Genomic DNA, 22,168 nt, shown 5'->3' on the forward strand with positions numbered 1-22,168 from the left:
AGAATCATCAAGTTGTAGGGTTGCTCCCGCAGCAACCCGGCCCCTTTTACCAACTGCATCCCCCCATGTTTCGGGGGGATTTTCCTCTCTGCACACAGTAGATTTGGCGCAGTTGGCTAGGGCAGCCAGGCAAGTGAATCAAAGGGTTAGGGTATGTCAGAGCAGTTTCTTTATTTTCTGCAACAGATGTTCAACGGCGTTACGTTGGGCAGCACGTATGCGCTGATCGCCATTGGTTATACCATGGTGTACGGCATTATCGGCATGATCAACTTTGCTCACGGCGAAGTGTATATGATCGGCAGCTATGTTTCGTTTATCGTGATCGCCGCGTTGATGATGATGGGGATCGACGCTAGCTGGTTATTGATCGGCGCTGCTTTTCTCGTCTCTATCGTGATCGCTAGTGCTTATGGCTGGAGTATTGAACGGGTGGCCTATAAGCCGGTTCGTAGCTCCAAGCGGTTGATCGCACTGATCTCAGCGATTGGGATGTCAATCTTCCTGCAAAACTACGTCAGCCTGACGCAAGGTTCACGGGATTTGGCACTGCCGAGTTTGGTAACCGGGCAATGGACATTGGCGGAAACCAATGGTTTTGCCGCGACCATCAGCACCATGCAGCTGACCATCTGGATAGTCACTTTCTTGGCGATGCTGGCATTAACCTTGTTTATCCGCTATTCCCGTATGGGCCGCGCCTGCCGTGCCTGTGCTGAAGACTTAAAAATGGCGAGCCTGCTGGGGATTAATACTGACCGTGTTATCTCGCTGACCTTTGTTATCGGGGCATTGATGGCCGCCGTGGCGGGTGTTTTGCTCGGTCAATTCTATGGGGTTATCAACCCATATATTGGTTTTATGGCCGGTATGAAAGCCTTCACCGCAGCCGTATTGGGTGGTATTGGTAGTATTCCTGGTGCGATGATCGGTGGTTTGATTCTGGGGGTGGCTGAAGCATTAACTTCTGCTTATCTAAGCACTGAATACAAAGATGCAGTTTCATTCGCATTGCTGATTGTGGTGCTGCTTGTTATGCCTACTGGGATCTTAGGCCGTCCAGAGGTTGAAAAAGTATGAAACAGCTCAACTTCGTTAACGCCATTATTTCCAGTTTTGTGCTATTCGTCCTCGCCTCGTTTGTGATGGGATTGCAGTTGCAGTTAGACGGTACCAAACTCATCGTACAAGGGGCGGCCGAAGTCCGCTGGTTGTGGATCGGTGCGGGTTGCATCGTGGTGTTTTTCTTCCAACTGGTGCGACCGTATATCCAGCAAGGGATTAAAAAAGTCTCTGGTCCAGCATGGGTATTGCCTAGTTTTGATGGCACCACCCCCCGCCAAAAGCTATTAGCCGCCGCAATTATTATCGCTGCAATCGCCTGGCCGTTTCTGGTATCCCGAGGTTCAGTAGATATTGCGACCCTGACGTTGATTTATGTCATGTTGGGGTTGGGATTGAACGTTGTCGTGGGGCTATCTGGTCTGTTGGTGCTGGGCTACGGCGGATTCTACGCCATTGGTGCTTATACCTATGCGCTGCTGAATCACTATTACGGTTTAGGCTTTTGGGAAAGTTTACCGTTGGCTGGCATAGTCGCGGCTCTGTCTGGTTTCTTATTGGGCTTCCCGGTGTTGCGCTTGCGTGGGGATTATCTGGCGATTGTCACTTTGGGTTTCGGTGAAATTGTGCGTATTTTGCTACTCAATAATACGGAAATCACCGGTGGTCCGAATGGGATTAGCCAAATTCCGAAACCAACATTGTTTGGTTTGGAGTTCAGTCGCACTGCGAAGGATGGCGGTTGGGATACCTTCCACAACTTCTTTGGCCTGACTTATGATCCAAGTGACCGTATCATTTTCTTGTATATGGTGGCGCTGTTATTGGTGATCCTGACCCTATTTGTGATCAACAGACTGCTGCGTATGCCGCTGGGCCGGGCATGGGAAGCATTGCGTGAAGATGAAATAGCCTGCCGCTCATTGGGCCTCAGCCCAACCAAAATCAAGCTGACTGCATTTACTATCAGCGCCGCTTTTGCTGGTTTTGCCGGTACGCTGTTTGCCGCTCGACAGGGTTTTGTTAGCCCCGAATCTTTCACCTTTGTTGAATCGGCTTTCGTGCTAGCGATTGTGGTGTTAGGTGGGATGGGGTCACAGTTCGCTGTCATCCTGGCGGCGGTATTGCTAGTGGTTTCGCGGGAATTAATGCGTGACCTCAATGCTTACAGTATGTTGCTGTTAGGTGCATTGATGGTGTTGATGATGATTTGGCGTCCACAAGGGTTGCTGCCAATGAAACGGCCACAGCTAAAGCTGAAAGTAGCAGAGATAAAAGCTAAAAAAGGGGAGCAGGTATGAATACGCAACCTTTGTTAGCGGTTGAAGGACTGTCAATGCGTTTTGGCGGGTTACTGGCGGTGAACAACGTGGGTCTGACTCTCAATCAGGGTGAAATTGTCTCGCTGATTGGCCCTAATGGGGCAGGTAAGACCACAATTTTTAACTGCCTAACCGGTTTTTACCGCCCGACTGGTGGCACGATTAAGTTACGTGATCGTCATCTTGAAGGGCTACCTGGCCAGATGATTGCCCGAATGGGGGTGATTCGTACTTTCCAGCATGTGCGTCTGTTCCGTGAAATGACGGTGGTAGAGAACCTGTTAGTGGCTCAGCATCAGCACCTTAAAAGTGGAGTTTTTGCCGGTTTGCTAAAAACTCCCGGTTTTCGGCGTGCTGAGGCCGATGCGTTGGAACGTGCAGCCACTTGGTTGGAGCGTGTCGGCCTATTAGAGCTGGCAAACCGACAGGCGGGGAATCTAGCCTATGGTCAGCAGCGCCGTCTGGAAATTGCCCGCTGCATGGTGACTCGCCCTGAGCTATTGATGCTAGATGAACCCGCTGCAGGATTGAATCCCAAAGAGACCGATGAACTGAATCAGTTGATTATGGAGTTACGTGACCAACACCAAGTCTCGGTATTGTTAATCGAGCATGATATGAAACTGGTGATGGGAATTTCGGATCGCATTTATGTGGTCAATCAGGGAACGCCGTTAGCTCAAGGCACACCTGCCGAAATTCGTAATAACCCGGACGTTATCCGGGCCTATTTAGGTGAATAACTTATTTTTAAGTAAAAGTATTTTTGGGTAAATAAAAAGCGGGCGAGGCATAAACATAACATGTTGTCATTTAATAACGTTTCAGCCCATTACGGCAAAATTCAGGCATTGCATCAGGTTAGCCTACATATTCAACAAGGCGAGATCGTCACACTGATTGGTGCCAACGGTGCGGGTAAAACCACACTGTTGGGCACATTGTGTGGTGAGCCTCGTGCGACCGAGGGCAGTATTGTTTTTGGCGAGCAGAATATTACTGACTGGCAGACCGCACGCATTATGCGTGAGGCAATTGCGATTGTACCTGAAGGCCGTCGGGTGTTTTCCCGTATGACGGTTGAAGAAAATTTGGCGATGGGGGGATTTTTCGCTGATCGTCAGCAATATCAGCAACGTATCGAACGGGTTTATGATTTATTTCCACGGTTGTTTGAACGGCGAGTGCAGCGAGCGGGCACGATGTCTGGTGGCGAACAACAGATGTTGGCAATTGGCCGCGCGCTGATGAGCCAACCGAAGTTGCTGTTGTTGGATGAGCCTTCATTAGGATTAGCACCGATAATTATTCTGCAAATATTTGATACTATTCAACAATTACGGGAAGAAGGGATGACCATTTTCCTCGTTGAGCAGAACGCGAATCAGGCTTTGAAATTAGCAGATCGTGGGTATGTACTGGAGAATGGTCGCATCGTTCTGGAAGATACGGGTGCTGCGTTGTTGGCTAATGAAGCGGTGCGTTCAGCCTATCTGGGCGGTTAAACCGCCATTTTTATTTATGAAGGCCCGTTGCAGGGCCTTAGTTATTAGCTAATCATAAAGCTATTTTCTGGTTTCTAGCTGTTCGGCATCATGCCTGTGGTGTAATAGTGAAATTAAGTGTATCGCTATAACTTCCTTTATCGGTTGTCCTGGTATTATAAAGCCGTATGCGAGGAGCCCAGCACATCTCACCGTCATTATCATTTCTCAATTGAATAAACTTTTTCTCCTTTGGTAGTACAAAGTTTGCCGTATTACCTTCCAGGTTTTGAAACTCTACGGTATAACCGATAGTTTTATCACTCACCGCTTCCTTTAACTGAAAATGCGCGGCGTTTGCAGCTAATCCATTTCGGTTCGTGGCACTAATCATATAACGCGTCTGTTGAATCCCAGTGGTGCGATAGCGGATACAAAAGCGATTACCTGCTGGATTAATCAATGGTGCGTGTACGCTTTTCCCTTTAGTGCTGCGCTCAATTTTCTCAAGTAATTCATCTAAATCGAAAGACTTTAATTGCCATGTTTTTGCGTCCATACGAAATTTAGGATCAATTTTTAGGGCTTCTGGTGCCACGTCTGCCTGAGGATTAAAGAGTGTGCATTGTTTGCCATTTTGACCAAAGGAAACGCCATTAGATGACATCAATGAGTGATATTGCCCTTTGTAATGGAGCACGCCGCCTACCGTTGCACCAATTCTGATATCCTTGAGAGCATGTGCGGGAACCTTGAATGAAACATAGTAATATCTTTTGTCAAAGGGTGATGACTTGTGATCACGATTGAACTCTATTTCCTGAGTATTATCATTCGAGCCTGAGGGAGTTACACCATTGAGCGAGAGATTAGCGATATCTTTAAATTGAATATTAAAATCTCGTGAACCATCAGCTTTATAGAAATAAAGTGACAGGAGCGCACGCCGGTTAGGTAACCCTATATTTTTCATCTCATCAGGTGGAATACCGAGTAGTCTTCCCCACGCCAACATATATTTCCCATTTATCGTTGTTCCTGATGGAGAATAGAGATCTTTCACTATAATCGCCTGAAAAGAAACCTCCACGCTGTTATCATCATTTAGTTTTATTTCACAGTTCGAATATTGTTGTGTGTAGGGATAAAAATAGAGATTTGCCATAGCTACAGGTTGTATTATTAGCAACATTATTCCCATAAGGAATAGTCTGTATTTAACATTCACTTGATTATCTCTCCATGACTATCAGTTAGTTATTTCAGCTATTCGTTTCAAATATTAATGTTAGCTGCCCGTGATATTTCCCAGCGGAATTTGGCCCACTGGGCGCTAATGCAGAAATATGTAATATATAGTCGGTGTTGGTTTGGCGGGTTTTACCTTGGGCCACGTTGAATGCCTCAGGGATGGTTGATAACACCCGCAGGTTGGCGTGATCCGTACCCCAGCGCACTTGCGCGGGAGAGAACGCCTGATCTGCTCCCGCCCGCGCAGTAGAATGTCGAGTAAGTATCAGTGGGTTTTTCACCGAAATTCGAAACCCTTCTTGCCTGCGTAGCTTGACGGTTACTGGGAGTTCCTTTTGATACAGCAAGTGATTTTCCGGGCTACTTTCCAGCTTTATACTGCTATACCAACCTCCTTGTGGTTTTTCAACCTCGATCCTGGGGTGTGCTGTTACTTCTAATCTTACATCGATATTCCCCAGTGGAATCGAATCGGCCCTGACCTGTAAGGGGAGTAATAGGAATAGGGCGATTATTTTGGTGATATTCATAATGTTCCTTATCTTTACCCTGCGATACATCGCAAGTTGAAGGGCTTATCCTCGATCATTCCTCGTACATCACTGACCGACAGTTGTCGGCGTTGGTCGGGATAGAGATTAAAGCCCTCTATATCCTGTTCCTGGGTTTTCAACTGGCGCCACTGTAGGCGGGTGTTACCGGTATTTTGCAACTCCACCCTCCCGTCAATACAGCGGTGGGCCCACTGGGGTTGCGGTGATGCAGCCAAATGCCTGACCAAGCCCATATAACTTAATTGCACCCCCAACACGGCAGTATGACCACCTGTAACTTGCAGATTATTAACCGGTACTACCGCGAGTCGATATACCTGCTCTTTATCTGGCGTGCTAAGAGCTTTAAGAAATATTCTCCCACTCTGTTTTGGTCCCAGGGTTAGTTTTGCCGGTGAGGCAAACAGCGCAGGTTGTGGCTGTTCACCTACCGAGGTTAGTGATTCTTGTTCTGGTGACTCACCTGGGTTATTAAGTTGGTACAGTTGCACGGCCACGTACTCAGGGTCTAAACCGTAATTAGTCACGGTCACCACCGTATTTTCCTGCTCTATTTCCAGCACATGTGGCTGAATATCTATGGCACTGAAAACAGAGAGCGGCAGGAGGCTAGTCGCAATGAACAGTAAACGTTTCATTATCTACCTTACCGCTAAGTTGTTTGGTTGACAGGGTGATGGGTGTTCCGGGATATAGATTAAGACTATCCGTCTTGTCGCTGGAGTTCAGTTGCTCAAATTTGCTATGAACCGTACCGGTAGAGGTAAGCATGAGATGACCGCTCGACAGACATTTATGTTGCCAGCGACGAACCTGTGCAGTTAAAGGGGGCACATGATGAATCAATACACCATAACCAATACTGATGGTCATAGGAGCATGGATTTTATTTTTGTCCTCATGGCTCCCGATAGCTTTGATATCGACTACAGGGTTGATATACAGCCGATACAGCGTTTCCTGAGTCGGAGATTTTAAGGGCAACAGCTTAATATTACGCTTCTGCTTCGGCCCTAAAGTGATCCGGTTGGGGTTAAAAATCATTTCAGGCCGCGAGATATCACTTATCAATGTTTTCTGTTCAGGATTTACTCCAGGGTTATCCACCCGTTGCAATGTGATCTCCAGATACAACGGCTTATCACCGTTGTTATAGACCTGAATTGCCTTGTGTTGATCCAGAGCCTCCACTGTGGTGCGGGTAGGGACTGCCACTAACTGCGCATAAGTGGTGCTAATCGGTGCCAACAAGAAGGCGAGAGTAAAGAATAAATAGGTATATTTCATAACAATTCCTGTCGGGTATTAATCCAAGTGACAAAGATAAACGTGATCGCGTTGCTGACTCATATTGCAGCGGTAATGGGCTAAATTGTTTTGAACCTGAATATTTTTCAGCATGGTACGAGAGTGAATAGAAAACAGACCATTGGGGTGGACAGTATCGCCGGTTTCCTGAATAACCCCGCTAACAGGTTGCCCGTGCTCATCTTTGAGAAAACCGCTATAAAGCAGATTCAATGTGATATCGGCCTTGCTGGAAAATACTTGCCCAGGATGGGCGCGAGCAATATTGACGGGTAACTGAATATTCATATCCAGGTCATTGCGTTCGGTATGTGTTTGTACAAAGAAACGGTCCTGATAGCGTGGGATCGGTATAGCATAAATACCACTGCCGGTTATTGGATGACCTTCCGCATTGAAACTATATGGAGTGCCAGCCAAGTCGGGTGTTTCTATCAGTAATGCGGTTCCGCTGTAGCTGCTGCGGCCTAATGCCATGCCTTGTGGGCTGACGGCGAGCATGCCGCTATAACTGATGCTGCCGGCTATCTTGTTATCAATCCCCATTCGTGCCGATACATCACCACGGCTGCCACTGCGATGAGCAAAGCTGCCGATGCTGGATATTTTCCCACTGACACTGCCATCAATACCCAAGGTACTGGTGCCATAGTTATCGTTAAATTCTTTTTGATAACTGGCACTGGTAACCAACTGCTGCTGATCATAGGCACTGTTGATGCTGGCGCTGCTTTTGAGAAAGGAGAGTGTGGTATTAAGAAATACACCGTAATTATTCTGGCTATTCCATTGCCCGCCTTTTTGTACACCAAGGGACAGCGCAAGGCTATATTGCGGCCGTCGCCAGTCCCAGCGGCTTTGGATACGATGTTGTTGGCTGGTGTTAAATTGATTGAATTGATAGCTCAGTTGGACCGGCCCCAATTGGCGGTTATAAGAAGCTGATGTGTTACCTGCATTTGGTGCGTATATAGACACATCTGGTGTTTGATAATGGGATACAGATGCATATCCTAGTACGGTGCTTCCGCCGGCTATGCGCAGATATCCTCCATCGCGTTTTTCGCCAGACATCACGCCCAGAGTAGGGGTAAGGTCGAGATCGGAAAAAATAAATGGGCGCGAAATATTCCCTTCTGCTGCCCAGTGGCTGGCGTTATCTTTGAGCAGCGTGATATTCGCTTGCACGCTTTGCAGGTTCATACTGCGACCAAACTGCATCAGGTGGGGAGAGCTATGGCTACGCACCATTCCTTTACCCATGGTTAGGAACCAGCCATTATTGGTTTGAGTGCTAATATTACTGATGGTTTGGTTTTCCTGGCTGACGACTTTCCCAGTACGATTGACTAACCGGATCTCCACGTTGTAGTAGCCGCCGGGAAGTTGGTTGTAATCAATTTCATTACGGCCTAGTTGAGCAGGGATTCGGCGGATAAGTTGGCTATCGCGATAGATTTCAAAATCGCCATCGCTGGTAGCATATAGTACTAAGCTGCCTGCGGAGGGCTTACTAATAACCAAATAACTTTGGCTACCCAGCGTCACGAATTGGTTTAAAGCAGGATTAATCAGGGTATGAATGCTGCCAGCGCTGTTATCCAGATTATTTTGTCTACCGGCCCGTAGGTAGAGCGCTTGGAAGTTCTTTTGCAAGTACCAACTATCGATACCCATTTGAGTTTGTTGCTGATATTGAGACTGGTGTGTGGAGTGATAGCTGTTCTTTGAACGGGTGGTGTTATAAAACCAATTGGCAAAGCCAAAAGATTGAAAAGGTAGACCGATATATCCTTGCCCACGGCCTGAAATAGCGCGGTAATTTTCTGCGGTCATCCGTAGGTCAATGGCCTGATTATGGACCAAGCCCCACGTGGTGACGGGCATCAAATAACGGTTGCTGTTATCGGTTATCGTTACAACATTATTGACCTTATCTACGGTGACTCGATGGTTAGATAAGAGATAATCGCAGCCATTCTTGCATTGCAAGTAAGGGATTTGGGATAAAATATTTTCTAATAGAATAATTGATTTTTCATCAATGTGGTTATTGCGATATTGTTGTTGATCAAAACTTAACTGCTGTTTTTTTTCCGAGAAAAAAAATGGGCGAGGTAATGTTTTACCGTCTAATATGCCCAGTAATTGCAGCGCTTCACCTTCTTTCACCGTAGAAAAACCAGCAGGTACTAAGTATTCGATCGTTATCTCTTCTGCCTGTGCTGAAATAATTGTAGTGAGTAATAAAACAAGTAAAGTGGCCTTATTAGTTATTAGATTATTCGTCATAGGATTCCATTCCACTGTTAACTACTATTGCGATATGCCGTCTCCATTTGAATAATATATTTCTATGTTAATGGTTCTGGTTACACCATTACGTTATATTTTTGGTTCAAAGGAGCATGCAGCCAGGAGTTTATCCCCTGACTGTATGTGTTAATAATAAGGAAATTATAATATTTTTACTGAGTTATGCTGCTGTTTCAATAACTAGATTAAGTGTGCCTGTGTATACTTCGGTAGACTTAAGTCCGTTGCCTTTTACGATAATATTTAGAGTGGTATCGAGTACTGAGTTAGTTAAGGGGAACACTGCGACACCACCAAGCCCAACATTAGCAGCGCCATTCAGCATCATATTACCTATAGTTACGACAGGGGTAGATGGTATTTTTGAACCATTGTTAGACACTAAATCAAATGGTTTTCCAAGGCCAATACGAACTTTACTGTCGCCATTAGATTCTACTCGGATGTTCTCTGTCGCCTTGTATGAGTTCATGGCGGAGTCTAGGCTAAGTTTAATTAAATTCAGTTCGTCACCATTTGATTTGGAAAATTTAACTATTTGAGGTACTTCTAATTCAACCATGATTTCTTTCGTTAATGCAGGTTTGAAATATACATTCTGATCAGACTGATTCATGCTCTGAATACCTTGAGTTTGAGCATTATTTATACCAGATTGTAAACTTGTCATTACATTCGCATTGGCGCTAACACTGGTGGTTAATATCGCCATGGTAACAATAGAAAGTAGCGTCTTTTTCATTATTAAATACCTGATAGTCCGTTATATATAAAATCCTTATCCAAATGGAAAGGAATTAATGATGCTTGTGGCTTTTATGGTGATGATAATGAGGGCGTTAAAATCATGTTAATACACTTCCACATAAGCCGAAAAGAACACTAACATTTAAAATGGTATTTTTTCAAGTAAGAGTTAGTCCTATTTTATAATTGTGGCCTTGTTGTATTTCATAATGTTATGAATGTCTTTGTTTATATTTCCAGCATTTATATTTAATGGTTTTTTTGTTTTAATTTATAGGTTGCATTATAGTTTTATTAATTTTTATTTAATGATTAGTTTTATTTTATTAGTTGATGGTGTTATTTCGGTTGTTAATTTATCTGATGTTTTGCGTTAATTTTTATGTCATTTTTCTGTCACGTTAAAGTTATATTTCTGTCATGAAACGGTGTCATGTTTGCTTGCGAACAAAAACTGATTTATTTCGCTCACTTGTCCACAGTAATTCATTGATGTGAGCCATACAGATTTATTCAGGGGCCAGATATGTTTAATAAAACCATTCGTAAAACATCGCTTTGCATTGCGCTGACATTGGCGTTTAGCGCCAATGCGATGGCAGTGACTGAAATCCCTTTCTGGCATTCGATGGAAGGGGAGTTAGGTGTAGAAGTTAATTCATTAGCTGACCGATTTAACCAGTCCCATAGCGACTATAAAATCGTGCCTGTTTATAAAGGGAACTACGAGCAGAGCTTGGCGGCTGGGATTGCAGCATTCCGCTCCGGTAAAGCCCCCGCGATTTTGCAGGTATATGAAGTGGGTACTGCCACCATGATGGCCAGCAAGGCGATTAAGCCAGTATTCCAAGTATTTAAAGATGCCAATATCAAATTTGATGAGTCCGTGTTTGTACCAACAGTAGCCGGTTATTACACCGATGCCAAAACCGGCCACTTATTATCTCAACCATTTAACAGTTCCACTCCTGTGTTGTACTACAACAAAGATGCCTTTAAGAAAGCGGGGCTGAACCCGGATCAGCCGCCAAAAACCTGGCAGGAACTGGCTGCGGATACTGCAAAACTGCGTGCTGCGGGTTCAAGCTGTGGGTACGCCAGCGGCTGGCAGGGTTGGATTCAAATTGAAAACTTCAGTGCCTGGCACGGTCAACCTATTGCCAGCCGTAACAATGGCTTTGATGGCACTGATGCGGTACTGGAATTCAATAAGCCAGTACAGGTTAAGCACATCCAGTTGCTGGCAGATATGAATAAAAAAGGCGATTTCACCTATTTTGGCCGCAAAGATGAGTCCACTGCCAAGTTCTATAACGGTGATTGTGCCATTACCACTGCTTCTTCAGGTTCCCTTGCGGATATTCGCCATTACGCCAAATTTAACTATGGCGTTGGCATGATGCCTTACGATGCGGACGAAAAAAATGCACCACAAAATGCCATTATCGGCGGTGCTAGTCTCTGGGTGATGGATGGCAAAGATAAAGATACTTACAAAGGTGTAGCTGAATTCCTGCAATACTTGGCTCAACCGGAAATTGCTGCTGAATGGCATCAGAAGACGGGTTACCTACCAATTACGACGGCAGCCTATGAGCTGACTAAACAGCAAGGTTTCTATGATAAGAACCCAGGTGCTGATGTAGCGACTCGCCAGATGTTGAACAAACCGCCATTGCCATACACCAAAGGTTTGCGTTTGGGCAACATGCCACAGATTCGCACCGTGGTAGATGAAGAGCTGGAAGGGGTGTGGACCGGTAAGAAAACGCCTCAAGCTGCGTTGGATGGTGCCGTTAAGCGCGGTGATGTGCTACTGCGCCGCTTTGAACAAGCGAATAAATAAGGTTACTTGGCTACCTGGCTTGCCCGTTTGGGAGCGCTGTCTGCACCCAAACGGCCTGCGCCAGTAACGGCAAATAGCGTTGTACAGTATTGAGTTAGGACGCCACATTTTTGATTAGCACTCTGGTGTTATCAATACGTCGTCGGATAAACGGTTAATTTTATGTCATCTTCCCGTCCCGGTTTTTCCTGTAGTTGGTTGCCTTACCTGCTGGTATTGCCCCAATTGGTCATTACCGCTGTTTTCTTCCTCTGGCCTGCGGGTGAGGCGCTGTGGTACTCAGTACAAATGTTAGATCCCTTCGGTCTCTCCAGTGAGTTTGTTGGGCTGAGTAACTTTATTCAGCTTTTTCAGGATGAATATTATTTGGCTTCGTTTTATACCACGCTGATTTTTAGCTCGCTGGTGGCCGGTATTGGTTTGATTGTTTCGCTGTTTCTGGCTGCCATGGTGGATTACGTTCTGCGTGGCAGCCGTATCTATCAAACCTTAATGATTCTGCCGTATGCGGTGGCCCCTGCTGTCGCTGCCGTATTGTGGATTTTCCTATTCAATCCGGGGCTGGGGTTGATAACACATTTCCTTGCCACATTGGGTTACAACTGGAACCACGCGCAAAACAGCGGGCAGGCCATGTTCTTGGTAGTGTTGGCTTCAGTATGGAAGCAAATCAGCTATAACTTCCTGTTTTTCCTCGCCGCGCTGCAATCTATTCCGCGTTCATTGGTTGAAGCCGCTGTTATCGACGGCGCCGGGCCAGTGCGCCGCTTCTTCAATCTGGTGCTGCCGCTGATTTCACCGGTCAGTTTCTTCCTGCTGGTGGTGAATCTGGTCTATGCCTTCTTCGATACTTTCCCCGTTATTGATGCGGCGACAGGCGGTGGGCCGATGCAGGCCACGACGACCTTGATTTATAAGATTTATCGCGAAGGCTTTGCTGGCCTGGATTTATCGAGCTCTGCCGCTCAGTCGGTGGTGCTGATGTTGCTGGTGATTGGCCTGACGGTTATCCAGTTCCGCTTTGTTGAACGTAAGGTGCGTTACCAATGATAGAGAATCGTCGCGGGCTGGATATCTTTTGTCACGTCATGCTGATTATCGGCGTGTTACTGATCTTATTCCCACTGTATGTGGCTTTTGTTGCCGCGTCGCTAGATGACACCCAAGTGTTTCAGGTACCGATGACTCTGATACCTGGGCCTTATTTGTGGCAGAACATTAGTCACATCTGGCATGCCGGGGTGGGGAATAACAGTGCACCGTTCGGGTTGATGTTGTTTAACAGTTTTGTGATGGCGTTTGCGATTACTGTTGGCAAAATCACCGTGTCGATGTTGTCGGCTTATGCCATCGTTTACTTTCGCTTCCCGCTACGTAACCTGTTTTTTTGGTTGATTTTCCTGACACTGATGCTGCCGGTGGAAGTGCGTATTTTCCCAACAATTCAGGTGATTGCGAACCTGAATATGCTCGACAGTTATACCGGTTTGACCCTGCCGCTGATGGCGTCAGCTACCGCAACGTTCTTATTCCGCCAGTTCTTTATGACCTTGCCCGATGAGCTATTGGAAGCGGCGCGTATTGATGGTGCCGGGGCGATGCGCTTTTTTTGGGATATCGTATTGCCACTATCTAAAACCAATTTGGCCGCACTGTTTGTTATCACTTTTATCTATGGTTGGAACCAATATCTTTGGCCAATTCTGATTACCAGCGATGCCTCTATGGGCACTGCGGTGGCTGGGATAAGGAGCATGATCTCTAGCTCAGGTGCGCCAACCCAATGGAATCAGGTGATGGCAGCGATGATCCTGACTTTAATTCCACCGGTCGCGGTGGTCCTTCTGATGCAGCGTTGGTTTGTACGCGGCCTGGTAGACAGTGAGAAGTGATCTGATATGGCATGTTTAAAACTTCAGGCAGTAACCAAATCTTATGACGGCATCACGCCGGTGATTAAACAAATTGATTTAGATGTTGCCGACGGTGAATTTATCGTGATGGTTGGCCCCTCCGGTTGTGGTAAATCAACGCTGCTGCGTATGGTTGCTGGATTGGAGCGCACCACCAGTGGTGATATCTATATTGATAATCAGCGGGTTACCCATCTTGAACCCAAAGATCGTGGCATCGCGATGGTGTTTCAGAACTACGCGCTGTATCCCCACATGAGTGTGTTTGACAACATGGCTTATGGCCTAAAAATTCGTGGTTTTGGCAAAGAGCAGATCCGCCAGCGAGTGGATGAAGCCGCACGTATTCTGGAGCTGCAACCGCTACTAAAACGCAAACCGCGTGAACTATCTGGCGGCCAGCGGCAGCGGGTGGCAATGGGGCGGGCCATTGTGCGTGAACCGGCGGTTTTCTTGTTTGATGAGCCTCTTTCTAATCTGGATGCCAAGCTGCGGGTGCAGATGCGCCTTGAGCTGCAACAGTTGCACCGCCGGCTAAAAACCACCAGTCTGTATGTGACTCATGATCAGGTTGAGGCGATGACATTGGCTCAGCGGGTGATTGTGATGAACAAAGGTGTGGCGGAGCAAATCGGTACGCCAAGCGAGGTTTACCAACGGCCTGCGACACTGTTTGTGGCCAGTTTTATCGGCTCGCCTGCGATGAATTTGTTAGCCGGAACCGTCAGCCCGGATGGCGGTGCGTTTATTTTATCTGATGGCCTAACTCTGCCGTTGGAATTGCCACGGCCACAATGGGCGGATCGGCGCTTGACCCTGGGTATCCGCCCGGAGCATATTCAGCAGGCAACTTCGGCGCAGGGCATTGCGATGCCACTATTAACGCTGGAGTTGTTGGGTGCAGACAATCTGGCCCATGGTCAGTGGGGGGGGCAGAGTGTTATTGCCCGCCTATCCCATGAGGAAATGCCTGCGGTGGGTAGTACATTACATTTATATTTACCGCCAACGGCGCTGCACTTTTTTGATTCAGATAGCGGACTACGGATGGAATCATGAGTAAAAACTGGCCTTACCCTTCGATCGTCGCTCACCGTGGTGGCGGTTCACTGGCACCGGAAAATACCTTGGCAGCCATTGATGTTGGCGCTCGTCATGGTCACAAGATGATTGAGTTTGACGTCAAATTATCGCAAGACGGCCAGATCTTTCTATTGCATGACGACACGTTGGAACGCACCAGTAACGGCTGGGGAGTTGCCGGCGATTTGCCGTGGGAAAAACTTTTTCAGTTAGATGCCGGAGACTGGTATAGCACGGCATTTCGTGGTGAGCGCCTGCCTCTTTTATCTGAAGTGGCTGCTCGTTGTGCACAGCATGGTATGGCCGCTAATATTGAGATTAAACCCACCACCGGCGCTGAAATACCCACTGGTCGAGCCATTGCGCTGGCTGCCCGCCTGTTGTGGCAAGGTCAGGCGATACCGCCGTTATTGTCCTCTTTTTCGTTTGATGCATTAGCGGCGGCGCAGCAGGCTGCACCTGAGCTACCACGTGGTTTATTGTTGGATAAATGGGATGACAACTGGCAGGCGATGACCCGTCAGTTGGATTGTGTCTCTTTGCACATTAACCACAAACAATTGACTGCGGAGCGAGTGGCGTTACTCAAAGCCGCCGGGTTGCATATTTTGGTCTATACCGTCAACCAACCGGCGCGTGCGCAGGAATTGTTAAAGTGGGGCGTTGACTGTATCTGTACTGACCGTATAGATTTGATATGCCCTCGTCCTTGAAGCTACAGGGGGGTTAGCTTGCTGCCTACCTACCTGTAACTCCAATGACTTTGATATAAATAAAACAGGAAACAGAGTAGGTCAGCCATTCTTACATTTACGGGCTGACCTGGCCCGGCTTGACAGGAAGTGAACCATGCCCGCCTTTGTTATTTCGCTCTGGCACCAGATTGTGTTGTCTTCACCGCTATTTGTATTGCTTGCTTTGGGTTACTGTTTGGTACGATTTGGTAAATGGCCCTCTGCCATAACTGATGGCTTGACCCGCTTTGTTTTCTCCCTCGCATTGCCCGCTATGCTGTTTCGTATGATGTGCGATTTCTCTGAGCGCCCAGCGGTGGATGCGCGCCTGCTGATTGCCTTTTTTGGTAGTTGTTTGGTGGTGTTTATTATCGGGCGGGTTGTTGCCAGCCGGATATTTCATCTGGATGGCGTGTCCGGTTCCGTTTTTGCCCTCGGCGGCATTTTCTCTAATAACGTGATGCTGGGCCTGCCTATTGCCACCATTATGTTGGGGGAGAAATCAATCCCAGCAGTGGCGTTGGTTTTGGTGTTTAACGGCCTGATCCTCTGGACATTAGTCACCATCTCCGTGGAGTGGGCGCGCAATGGCTCGCCAACACTGGCGGGCTTTGCGAAAACTGCCCGTAGTGTGCTGACTAACCCTCTGATTATCGGCATTATTTCTGGTACTTTATTCAGCCTGACGGGTCTGCAATTACCGCAGTTTATTGATCAACCCGTAACGATGTTAGGGCAAGTAGCGCCGCCGTTGTCACTGATTGTATTGGGTATGGGGTTGGCAGAATATCGCGTCACGGAAGGCTGGCAAATCAGCAGTGCTATCTGTTTTCTCAAATTGATTGTTCAGCCGATGGTGATTTGGGCATTGGCATGGGCGATGGGCTTGCCAGAGCTTGAAACGCAGGTGGTGGTATTACTGGGATCAATGGCTACCGGTGTGAATGTGTACTTGATGTCACGCCAGTTTAATGTATTGACTGGCCCCGCAGCCGCCAGTTTGGTGATGTCGACGGTCTTGGCCGCAGTCACCACACCATTGATCCTGACTATTATCGGCGTGGGGATGTAACTCTCGGATGATTATTGGAATAGTACCAGAGATGAAGAAAGCTCAATTGGGTTAAATTCGAGCAGATGTAAACCTAGTTTATGTAAAGTTGCATGGCTGCTTCCGCTACAATTGCACTTTATCATCTCAATGAGCCAATCTATCGTGTTGTTACTGGTCGTTACCACCATTTTATGGGCATTTTCATTTAGCCTGATTGGCGAATATCTGGCAGGGCAGGTGGATAGCTGGTTCTCTGTGCTGATGCGGGTTGGGCTAGCTGCACTGGTCTTTTTGCCGTTTTTGCGCTGGAAAAACATCCACTGGCGGGTGATTTTGTTGTACATGGCCGTGGGTTCAATTCAGTTAGGTATCATGTACTTGTTCAGCTTCCGTGCGTATCTCTACCTGACGGTCCCGGAATTTTTGCTTTTCACGGTGATGACCCCGCTGTATGTCACCTTGATCTATGATCTACTGCGCCGCCAGCGCCTGCGCTGGGGTTATGCCCTGAGTGCGTTACTGGCTGTAGTTGGGGCGGCTATCATTCGCTACGACCATTTGAGTGAGCATTTTTGGTGGGGATTGTTGCTGGTTCAGGCGGCAAACCTCTGTTTTGCTATCGGGCAAGTGGGCTACAAACGCTTGATGGAAGTCCACCCGATCCCACAGCATGTAGCATTCTCATGGTTCTATATTGGTGCTTTCGCCGTCGCGGTTGTTGCCTGGTTTGCCTTTGGTAACCCACAAAAACTGCCCACGACGCAATTGCAGTGGGGCGTATTGGTGTGGTTGGGGGTGGGGGCTTCTGCGTTAGGTTATTTCATGTGGAACTATGGTGCGACACAAGTCGATGCTGGCACCCTGGGTATCATGAATAACGTGCATGTTCCGGCTGGGCTGCTGGTGAACCTGGCTATTTGGCAAGAAAAGCCCCATTGGCCCAGTTTTATCATTGGGGCCATTGTGATAATGGCTTCGCTATGGGTACATCGGCGTTGGGTCGCTCCGCATTCTTTACAAACGGCAGACTCTCGCAAGCGTGTTGCCGGGCCGAACGAATAAAAGCTTCAGTAACCGGTTGGCGCTGCTCTCCATCACGGACGGCGGCGTACAACCGGCTCCATAAACCATTTCCCAGCGTTTTAGTGGTGACCAATCCCTGGCGTTCGAAACTCTCTACCACCCAATGTGGCAGGGCGGCGATCCCCATGCGCGCTGACACCATTTGAATCAGTAGCAAAGTATTATCCACATTCTTTAGAGGTGGATTAACTCCTGCGGGTTGCAGGAAATGCCGCCAGACATCTAACCGTTGCCGCTGCACCGGATAAATCATTAACACTTCTTGTGCTAAATCTTCCGGCTCGATGCGAGCCTTATTGGCTAATGGGTGGTCTGGAGCCAGTACCAGACGCACCTCAAAATCAAACATTGGCGAATAGTGCAAACCACTACGCGGCAAGATATCTGATGTCAGCACCAGATCCAGCTCCCCTTGCTGCAAGGCGGGTTGAGGATCGAAAGTCACGCCTGATTGGAAGTCCATCGCCACTTGCGGCCAGCTCTTGTGAAAATTGTCTAATGCAGGTGCCAGCCATTGAATACAGCTATGGCACTCGATGGCGATGCGCAGCGCAGTTTGGTGCGGCTCATTGCAGGTTTGCAGTGCCTGTTTAATTTGTGGCAGCACTTGTTCTGCGAGTTGTAACAAGATCTCTCCCTGCGTAGTGAAACGTAGCGGCTGGCTTTTACGCACAAACAGACGAAAGCCAAGGCGTTGTTCCAGATCACTGAACTGGTGAGACAAAGCCGATTGGGTCTGATGAAGTTGTGTTGCTGCCGCCGCCAGCGAGCCGGTATTACGCAAAGCTTGCAGGGTGCGTAAGTGTTTCAGTTCGATCATGAGAGTCCTTCACAGTGACAGTGAACAAAATGCGCTTGTGGATTATACAGTACCTGCTGATTATGGATGTGTAAACATCTGGATGGCTAAATGGGAAATATGACGATGACAATTTTAAATCACACACTGGGTTTTCCGCGTGTAGGTCTGAAACGTGAACTGAAAAAAGCGCAAGAAAGTTACTGGGCAGGCAACTCCACGCAAGAAGAACTGCTCAATGTGGGTCGTGAATTGCGCGCCCGCCATTGGCAACAACAACAGCAAGCAGGTATTGATTTGGTGCCGGTCGGTGATTTCGCGTGGTATGACCATGTATTGACCACCAGCCTGCTGTTGGGCAACGTCCCTGAGCGCCATCAAAATGCGGACGGTTCTATTGATTTGGATACGCTCTTCCGTATTGGCCGTGGCCGTGCACCAACCGGTAAGCCTGCGGCAGCGGCGGAAATGACTAAATGGTTTAACACCAATTATCACTACATGGTGCCAGAATTCCAACAAGGTCAGCAGTTCAAACTGGGCTGGACTCAACTGCTGGATGAGGTGGACGAAGCGCTGGCATTAGGCCACAAAATTAAACCAGTATTGCTGGGTCCAGTAACGTATCTGTGGCTGGGTAAAGTTAAAGGCGAGCAGTTTGACCGCCTCTCTCTGCTGCAAGATATCCTACCGGTGTACCAACAAGTGCTGGCCGAATTAGCGAAACGTGGCATTGAGTGGGTACAGATTGACGAGCCTGCACTGGTTCTGGAGTTACCACCAGAGTGGCTGGGCGCTTATCAACAGGCTTATCAGGCGCTGGAAGGCAAAGTTAAATTGTTGCTGACCACCTATTTCGACAGCATCGGCCATAACCTTGACGTTATTCGTGAGTTGCCAGTGCAAGGTCTGCATGTTGATGTGGTTGCGGGTAAAGATGATATTGCTGTTCTGGATGCAACATTGCCAAAAGAGTGGCTGCTATCACTGGGGATAATTAATGGCCGTAACGTGTGGCGTGCTGACCTTAGCAACTGGTTCGAGCGCCTGCAACCACAGGTTAATGGTCGCCCATTATGGTTGGGTAGCTCTTGCTCCTTATTACACAGCCCGATTGATTTAAGTGAAGAAACACGTCTTGATGCAGAAGTGAAAAGCTGGTTTGCCTTTGCTCTGCAAAAATGCGCTGAACTGGCATTATTAACACAAGCATTAAACGCGCCGAGCGAAGCCAAACTGGCCGAGTTAGCTGCGTATAGTGCGCCGATCCGTGCCCGTCAATCCTCCAGCCGTGTTCATAATACGCAGGTGGAGCAACGTCTGGCGGCCATTACTGCGCAGGATATTGAACGCCAACTGCCTTATGAAGGCCGCGCTGAAGCGCAGCGTAAGCGCTTTAACTTACCGGCCTGGCCAACCACCACTATCGGCTCATTCCCGCAAACTACTGAGATCCGTGGTCTGCGTCTGGACTTCAAGCAAGGCCGTTTGGATGGGAAAAACTACCGCACAGGTATCAGCGAACATATCAAGCAAGCCATTGCTGAACAGGAGCGTTTAGGTCTGGACGTATTGGTTCATGGTGAAGCAGAACGTAATGATATGGTTGAATATTTTGGCGAGCATCTGGATGGATTCGTATTTACCCAAAATGGTTGGGTGCAGAGTTACGGTTCCCGCTGTGTTAAACCGCCAGTGATTATTGGTGACATCAGTCGCCCGGAAGCGATCACGGTTGAATGGGCCAAATATGCTCAATCTCTGACGGACAAACCAGTAAAAGGTATGTTGACCGGCCCGGTCACTATCCTGTGTTGGTCATTCCCGCGCGAAGATGTTAGCCGTGAAACCATCGCCAAACAAATTGCACTGGCGCTACGTGATGAAGTGGAAGATCTGGAGAAAGCCGGTATTGGTATCATCCAGATCGATGAGCCTGCGCTGCGTGAAGGCTTACCCCTGCGCCGTGCCGATTGGCAAGCGTATCTACAATGGGCCGTTGATGCCTTTAAACTGAATGCGGCTGTCGCGCAGAATGACACCCAGATTCATACTCATATGTGTTATTGCGAGTTTAATGACATCATGGACTCCATTGCTGCGCTGGATGCTGATGTGATTACCATCGAAACCTCTCGTTCAGATATGGAATTGCTCGAATCATTCGAAGATTTTGCTTACCCGAATGAAATTGGGCCCGGCGTTTATGATATTCACTCGCCGAATGTGCCAAGTGTGGAGTGGATTGAAGCATTACTACGTAAAGCCGCTCAACGTATCCCGGCAGAACGTTTGTGGGTTAACCCGGATTGTGGTTTGAAAACGCGTGGCTGGCCAGAAACCCGCCAGGCATTGGCAAACATGGTACTGGCTGCGCAACGTTTGCGTGAAGAACAAGTCTGATGCTATCTCGGTCTAATCGTTAAATTCTGGGCGCATCTCGCGCCCTTTTTATTGCCGTTATTTCACTTCTTCAGATATGGGATTGGCGGCAACACCATGTTGATTAAACCAGTCGAGCATCCGCTGCCAGCCATCCAGTGCGGATTCGGCGTGATAACTTGGGCGGTAGTCAGCATTAAAAGCATGCCCGGCATCTGGATAAACAATGATTTCTGCATCGGCATTTGCTGCACGTAACGCCTGACGCATAGTATCGATATGTTCTTGCGTAATACTGCCATCTTTACCGCCATACAACCCCAGCACCGGAGCACTGAGATCGACTGCGATATCCACCGGAGATTTGGGTAACAGTAAGGTTTTTTCACCGACCAGTTTGCCATACCAAGCCACTGCCGCTTTTAACTGTGGGTTATGGGCTGCATACAACCACGCAATCCGCCCACCCCAGCAAAATCCGGTAATGGCCAGTTTACTGGTATCCCCGCCATGGCGTGATGCCCAATGTGCCGCATGATCAAGATCTACCATAACCTGACGGTCTGGTACTTTACCCACCAGGTTTTTCACTAATGCATTGATATCATCATATTCTTTGGCATCGCCTTGCCGAAAGAACAGCTCAGGGGCAATTGCCAGATACCCCTGTTTCGCTAGTCTGCGGCAGATATCCTGAATATGTTCATGCACGCCAAAGATTTCTTGCACGACAATAACCACCGGATATGGCCCATTTTGTTGGGCCGGTTTAGCAATATAGGCCGGTAACTCATCGCCTTGAGACGGAATGGTGGTTTCCCCGCAGTGAATGCCTTGTTGATCGGTATGGCGGATCGTCGAGGCCAGTGGGTCTACCGCAGGGGTGAAACCGCCTGCTGCCTGCCGGAGAGTCATAAGTTGATCAGTTTTCACTGTAGTCTCCTTGCGATATGAGGAAAAAACTTCTGGTTTAATTACCTATTGCGCCCTGCTTTTTGCTGTTGCCGAGTTTAACTATAGGTAATCTTTGAGATTAATGAGATCAGGTTTTTTGTAATTATAATTTCTGGTGATTCACATCTTGAATTTTATAGCTCAGGCTAATGGTTGGATAACGCTTAATAATCGATAGACGTTAACGATTTATAGAAGCTAGCAATTAACAGCAGGATATTGGTCTATCATTCCTGCTAATAGATAAAATATATTCTTCATACTTGGTATCGCAGT

The 22,168-nt window shown here is 47.7% G+C and carries 20 protein-coding genes; 12 read left to right on the forward strand and 8 right to left on the reverse strand.

From position 1 onward, the window contains the following. The first annotated feature begins 153 nt into the window (after positions 1-153). The 4 genes from livH to livF are packed head-to-tail and all read left to right on the forward strand — an operon-like array spanning position 154 to position 3,889. Complete coding sequence (livH, locus tag EL015_RS01210; protein ID WP_005187943.1) at positions 154-1,080, forward strand: high-affinity branched-chain amino acid ABC transporter permease LivH; 927 nt, start codon at positions 154-156, stop codon at positions 1,078-1,080. Further along, positions 1,077-2,363 (forward strand): high-affinity branched-chain amino acid ABC transporter permease LivM, encoded by a 1,287-nt coding sequence (locus tag EL015_RS01215; RefSeq protein ID WP_032906887.1) that lies wholly within the window; start codon positions 1,077-1,079, stop codon positions 2,361-2,363. Before livH ends, EL015_RS01215 begins: the two co-directional genes overlap by 4 nt. Further along, a complete protein-coding gene (gene livG, locus EL015_RS01220) occupies positions 2,360-3,127 on the forward strand; it encodes a high-affinity branched-chain amino acid ABC transporter ATP-binding protein LivG (protein ID WP_042568945.1) in 768 nt (255 codons plus the stop codon). Before EL015_RS01215 ends, livG begins: the two co-directional genes overlap by 4 nt. Before the next feature lie 60 nt (positions 3,128-3,187). Further along, positions 3,188-3,889: a high-affinity branched-chain amino acid ABC transporter ATP-binding protein LivF gene (livF, locus tag EL015_RS01225; RefSeq protein WP_005187933.1), complete on the forward strand. Its 702-nt coding sequence runs from the start codon at positions 3,188-3,190 to the stop codon at positions 3,887-3,889. A gap of 88 nt (positions 3,890-3,977) precedes the next feature. Here livF and EL015_RS01230 read toward each other — a convergent pair whose 3' ends face one another. The 6 genes from EL015_RS01230 to EL015_RS01255 all read right to left on the reverse strand — a co-directional run bounded on the left by EL015_RS01230 (position 3,978) and on the right by EL015_RS01255 (position 10,039). Next, positions 3,978-5,096: a hypothetical protein gene (locus tag EL015_RS01230; RefSeq protein WP_032906886.1), complete on the reverse strand. Its 1,119-nt coding sequence runs from the start codon at positions 5,094-5,096 to the stop codon at positions 3,978-3,980. Between the two features lie 34 nt (positions 5,097-5,130). Next, entirely contained in the window at positions 5,131-5,649 is a 519-nt protein-coding gene (locus tag EL015_RS01235; RefSeq protein ID WP_005187927.1) for a hypothetical protein, read from the reverse strand. Between the two features lie 14 nt (positions 5,650-5,663). Continuing rightward, the gene (locus tag EL015_RS01240; RefSeq protein ID WP_032906884.1) at positions 5,664-6,311 is read right to left on the reverse strand and encodes a hypothetical protein; all 648 of its coding nucleotides are present in this window, start codon (positions 6,309-6,311) and stop codon (positions 5,664-5,666) included. Next, a complete protein-coding gene (locus EL015_RS01245) occupies positions 6,283-6,960 on the reverse strand; it encodes a fimbrial biogenesis chaperone (RefSeq protein WP_005187921.1) in 678 nt (225 codons plus the stop codon). The genes EL015_RS01240 and EL015_RS01245 overlap by 29 nt, the downstream gene beginning before the upstream one ends. Positions 6,961-6,978: 18 nt before the next feature. Then, positions 6,979-9,273 carry a TcfC E-set like domain-containing protein gene (locus tag EL015_RS01250; RefSeq protein ID WP_197716183.1) on the reverse strand — a complete coding sequence of 765 codons (2,295 nt, stop codon included), beginning with the start codon at positions 9,271-9,273 and terminating at the stop codon, positions 6,979-6,981. A gap of 184 nt (positions 9,274-9,457) precedes the next feature. Further along, the gene (locus EL015_RS01255) at positions 9,458-10,039 is read right to left on the reverse strand and encodes a CS1 type fimbrial major subunit (RefSeq protein WP_032906883.1); all 582 of its coding nucleotides are present in this window, start codon (positions 10,037-10,039) and stop codon (positions 9,458-9,460) included. A 531-nt stretch (positions 10,040-10,570) separates the two neighbouring features. On the opposite strand from EL015_RS01255, the gene ugpB reads away from it, so the two are divergent. The 7 genes from ugpB to EL015_RS01290 all read left to right on the forward strand — a co-directional run bounded on the left by ugpB (position 10,571) and on the right by EL015_RS01290 (position 17,736). Continuing rightward, complete coding sequence (gene ugpB, locus EL015_RS01260; protein ID WP_005187907.1) at positions 10,571-11,890, forward strand: sn-glycerol-3-phosphate ABC transporter substrate-binding protein UgpB; 1,320 nt, start codon at positions 10,571-10,573, stop codon at positions 11,888-11,890. Between the two features lie 162 nt (positions 11,891-12,052). Then, complete coding sequence (ugpA, locus tag EL015_RS01265; RefSeq protein ID WP_032906882.1) at positions 12,053-12,940, forward strand: sn-glycerol-3-phosphate ABC transporter permease UgpA; 888 nt, start codon at positions 12,053-12,055, stop codon at positions 12,938-12,940. Then, entirely contained in the window at positions 12,937-13,782 is an 846-nt protein-coding gene (gene ugpE, locus EL015_RS01270) for a sn-glycerol-3-phosphate ABC transporter permease UgpE (RefSeq protein ID WP_032906881.1), read from the forward strand. Before ugpA ends, ugpE begins: the two co-directional genes overlap by 4 nt. A gap of 6 nt (positions 13,783-13,788) precedes the next feature. After that, positions 13,789-14,862 (forward strand): sn-glycerol-3-phosphate import ATP-binding protein UgpC, encoded by a 1,074-nt coding sequence (locus EL015_RS01275; RefSeq protein ID WP_005187901.1) that lies wholly within the window; start codon positions 13,789-13,791, stop codon positions 14,860-14,862. Continuing rightward, entirely contained in the window at positions 14,859-15,599 is a 741-nt protein-coding gene (ugpQ, locus tag EL015_RS01280; protein WP_032906880.1) for a glycerophosphodiester phosphodiesterase, read from the forward strand. The genes EL015_RS01275 and ugpQ overlap by 4 nt, the downstream gene beginning before the upstream one ends. A 136-nt stretch (positions 15,600-15,735) precedes the next feature. Continuing rightward, a complete protein-coding gene (locus tag EL015_RS01285) occupies positions 15,736-16,692 on the forward strand; it encodes an AEC family transporter (RefSeq protein WP_005187896.1) in 957 nt (318 codons plus the stop codon). 144 nt (positions 16,693-16,836) lie between these two features. Continuing rightward, positions 16,837-17,736 (forward strand): carboxylate/amino acid/amine transporter, encoded by a 900-nt coding sequence (locus EL015_RS01290; protein ID WP_032906902.1) that lies wholly within the window; start codon positions 16,837-16,839, stop codon positions 17,734-17,736. Here EL015_RS01290 and metR read toward each other — a convergent pair. Continuing rightward, complete coding sequence (gene metR, locus EL015_RS01295; RefSeq protein ID WP_032906879.1) at positions 17,624-18,577, reverse strand: HTH-type transcriptional regulator MetR; 954 nt, start codon at positions 18,575-18,577, stop codon at positions 17,624-17,626. The two genes, EL015_RS01290 and metR, sit on opposite strands and share 113 nt — an antisense overlap. A gap of 105 nt (positions 18,578-18,682) precedes the next feature. Here metR and metE point away from each other — a divergent pair, with 105 nt between their 5' ends. Beyond that, entirely contained in the window at positions 18,683-20,959 is a 2,277-nt protein-coding gene (metE, locus tag EL015_RS01300; RefSeq protein ID WP_072088856.1) for a 5-methyltetrahydropteroyltriglutamate--homocysteine S-methyltransferase, read from the forward strand. Between the two features lie 57 nt (positions 20,960-21,016). Here the strand turns inward: metE and EL015_RS01305 are convergent, their stop codons facing one another. Next, on the reverse strand, positions 21,017-21,871 hold the full coding sequence (locus tag EL015_RS01305) for a dienelactone hydrolase family protein (protein WP_005187888.1): 855 nt from the start codon (positions 21,869-21,871) through the stop codon (positions 21,017-21,019). Positions 21,872-22,168 lie beyond the last annotated feature (297 nt).

The sequence above is a fragment of the Yersinia intermedia genome (assembly GCF_900635455.1).
In the GTDB taxonomy this organism is placed as follows: Bacteria; Pseudomonadota; Gammaproteobacteria; order Enterobacterales; family Enterobacteriaceae; genus Yersinia; species Yersinia intermedia.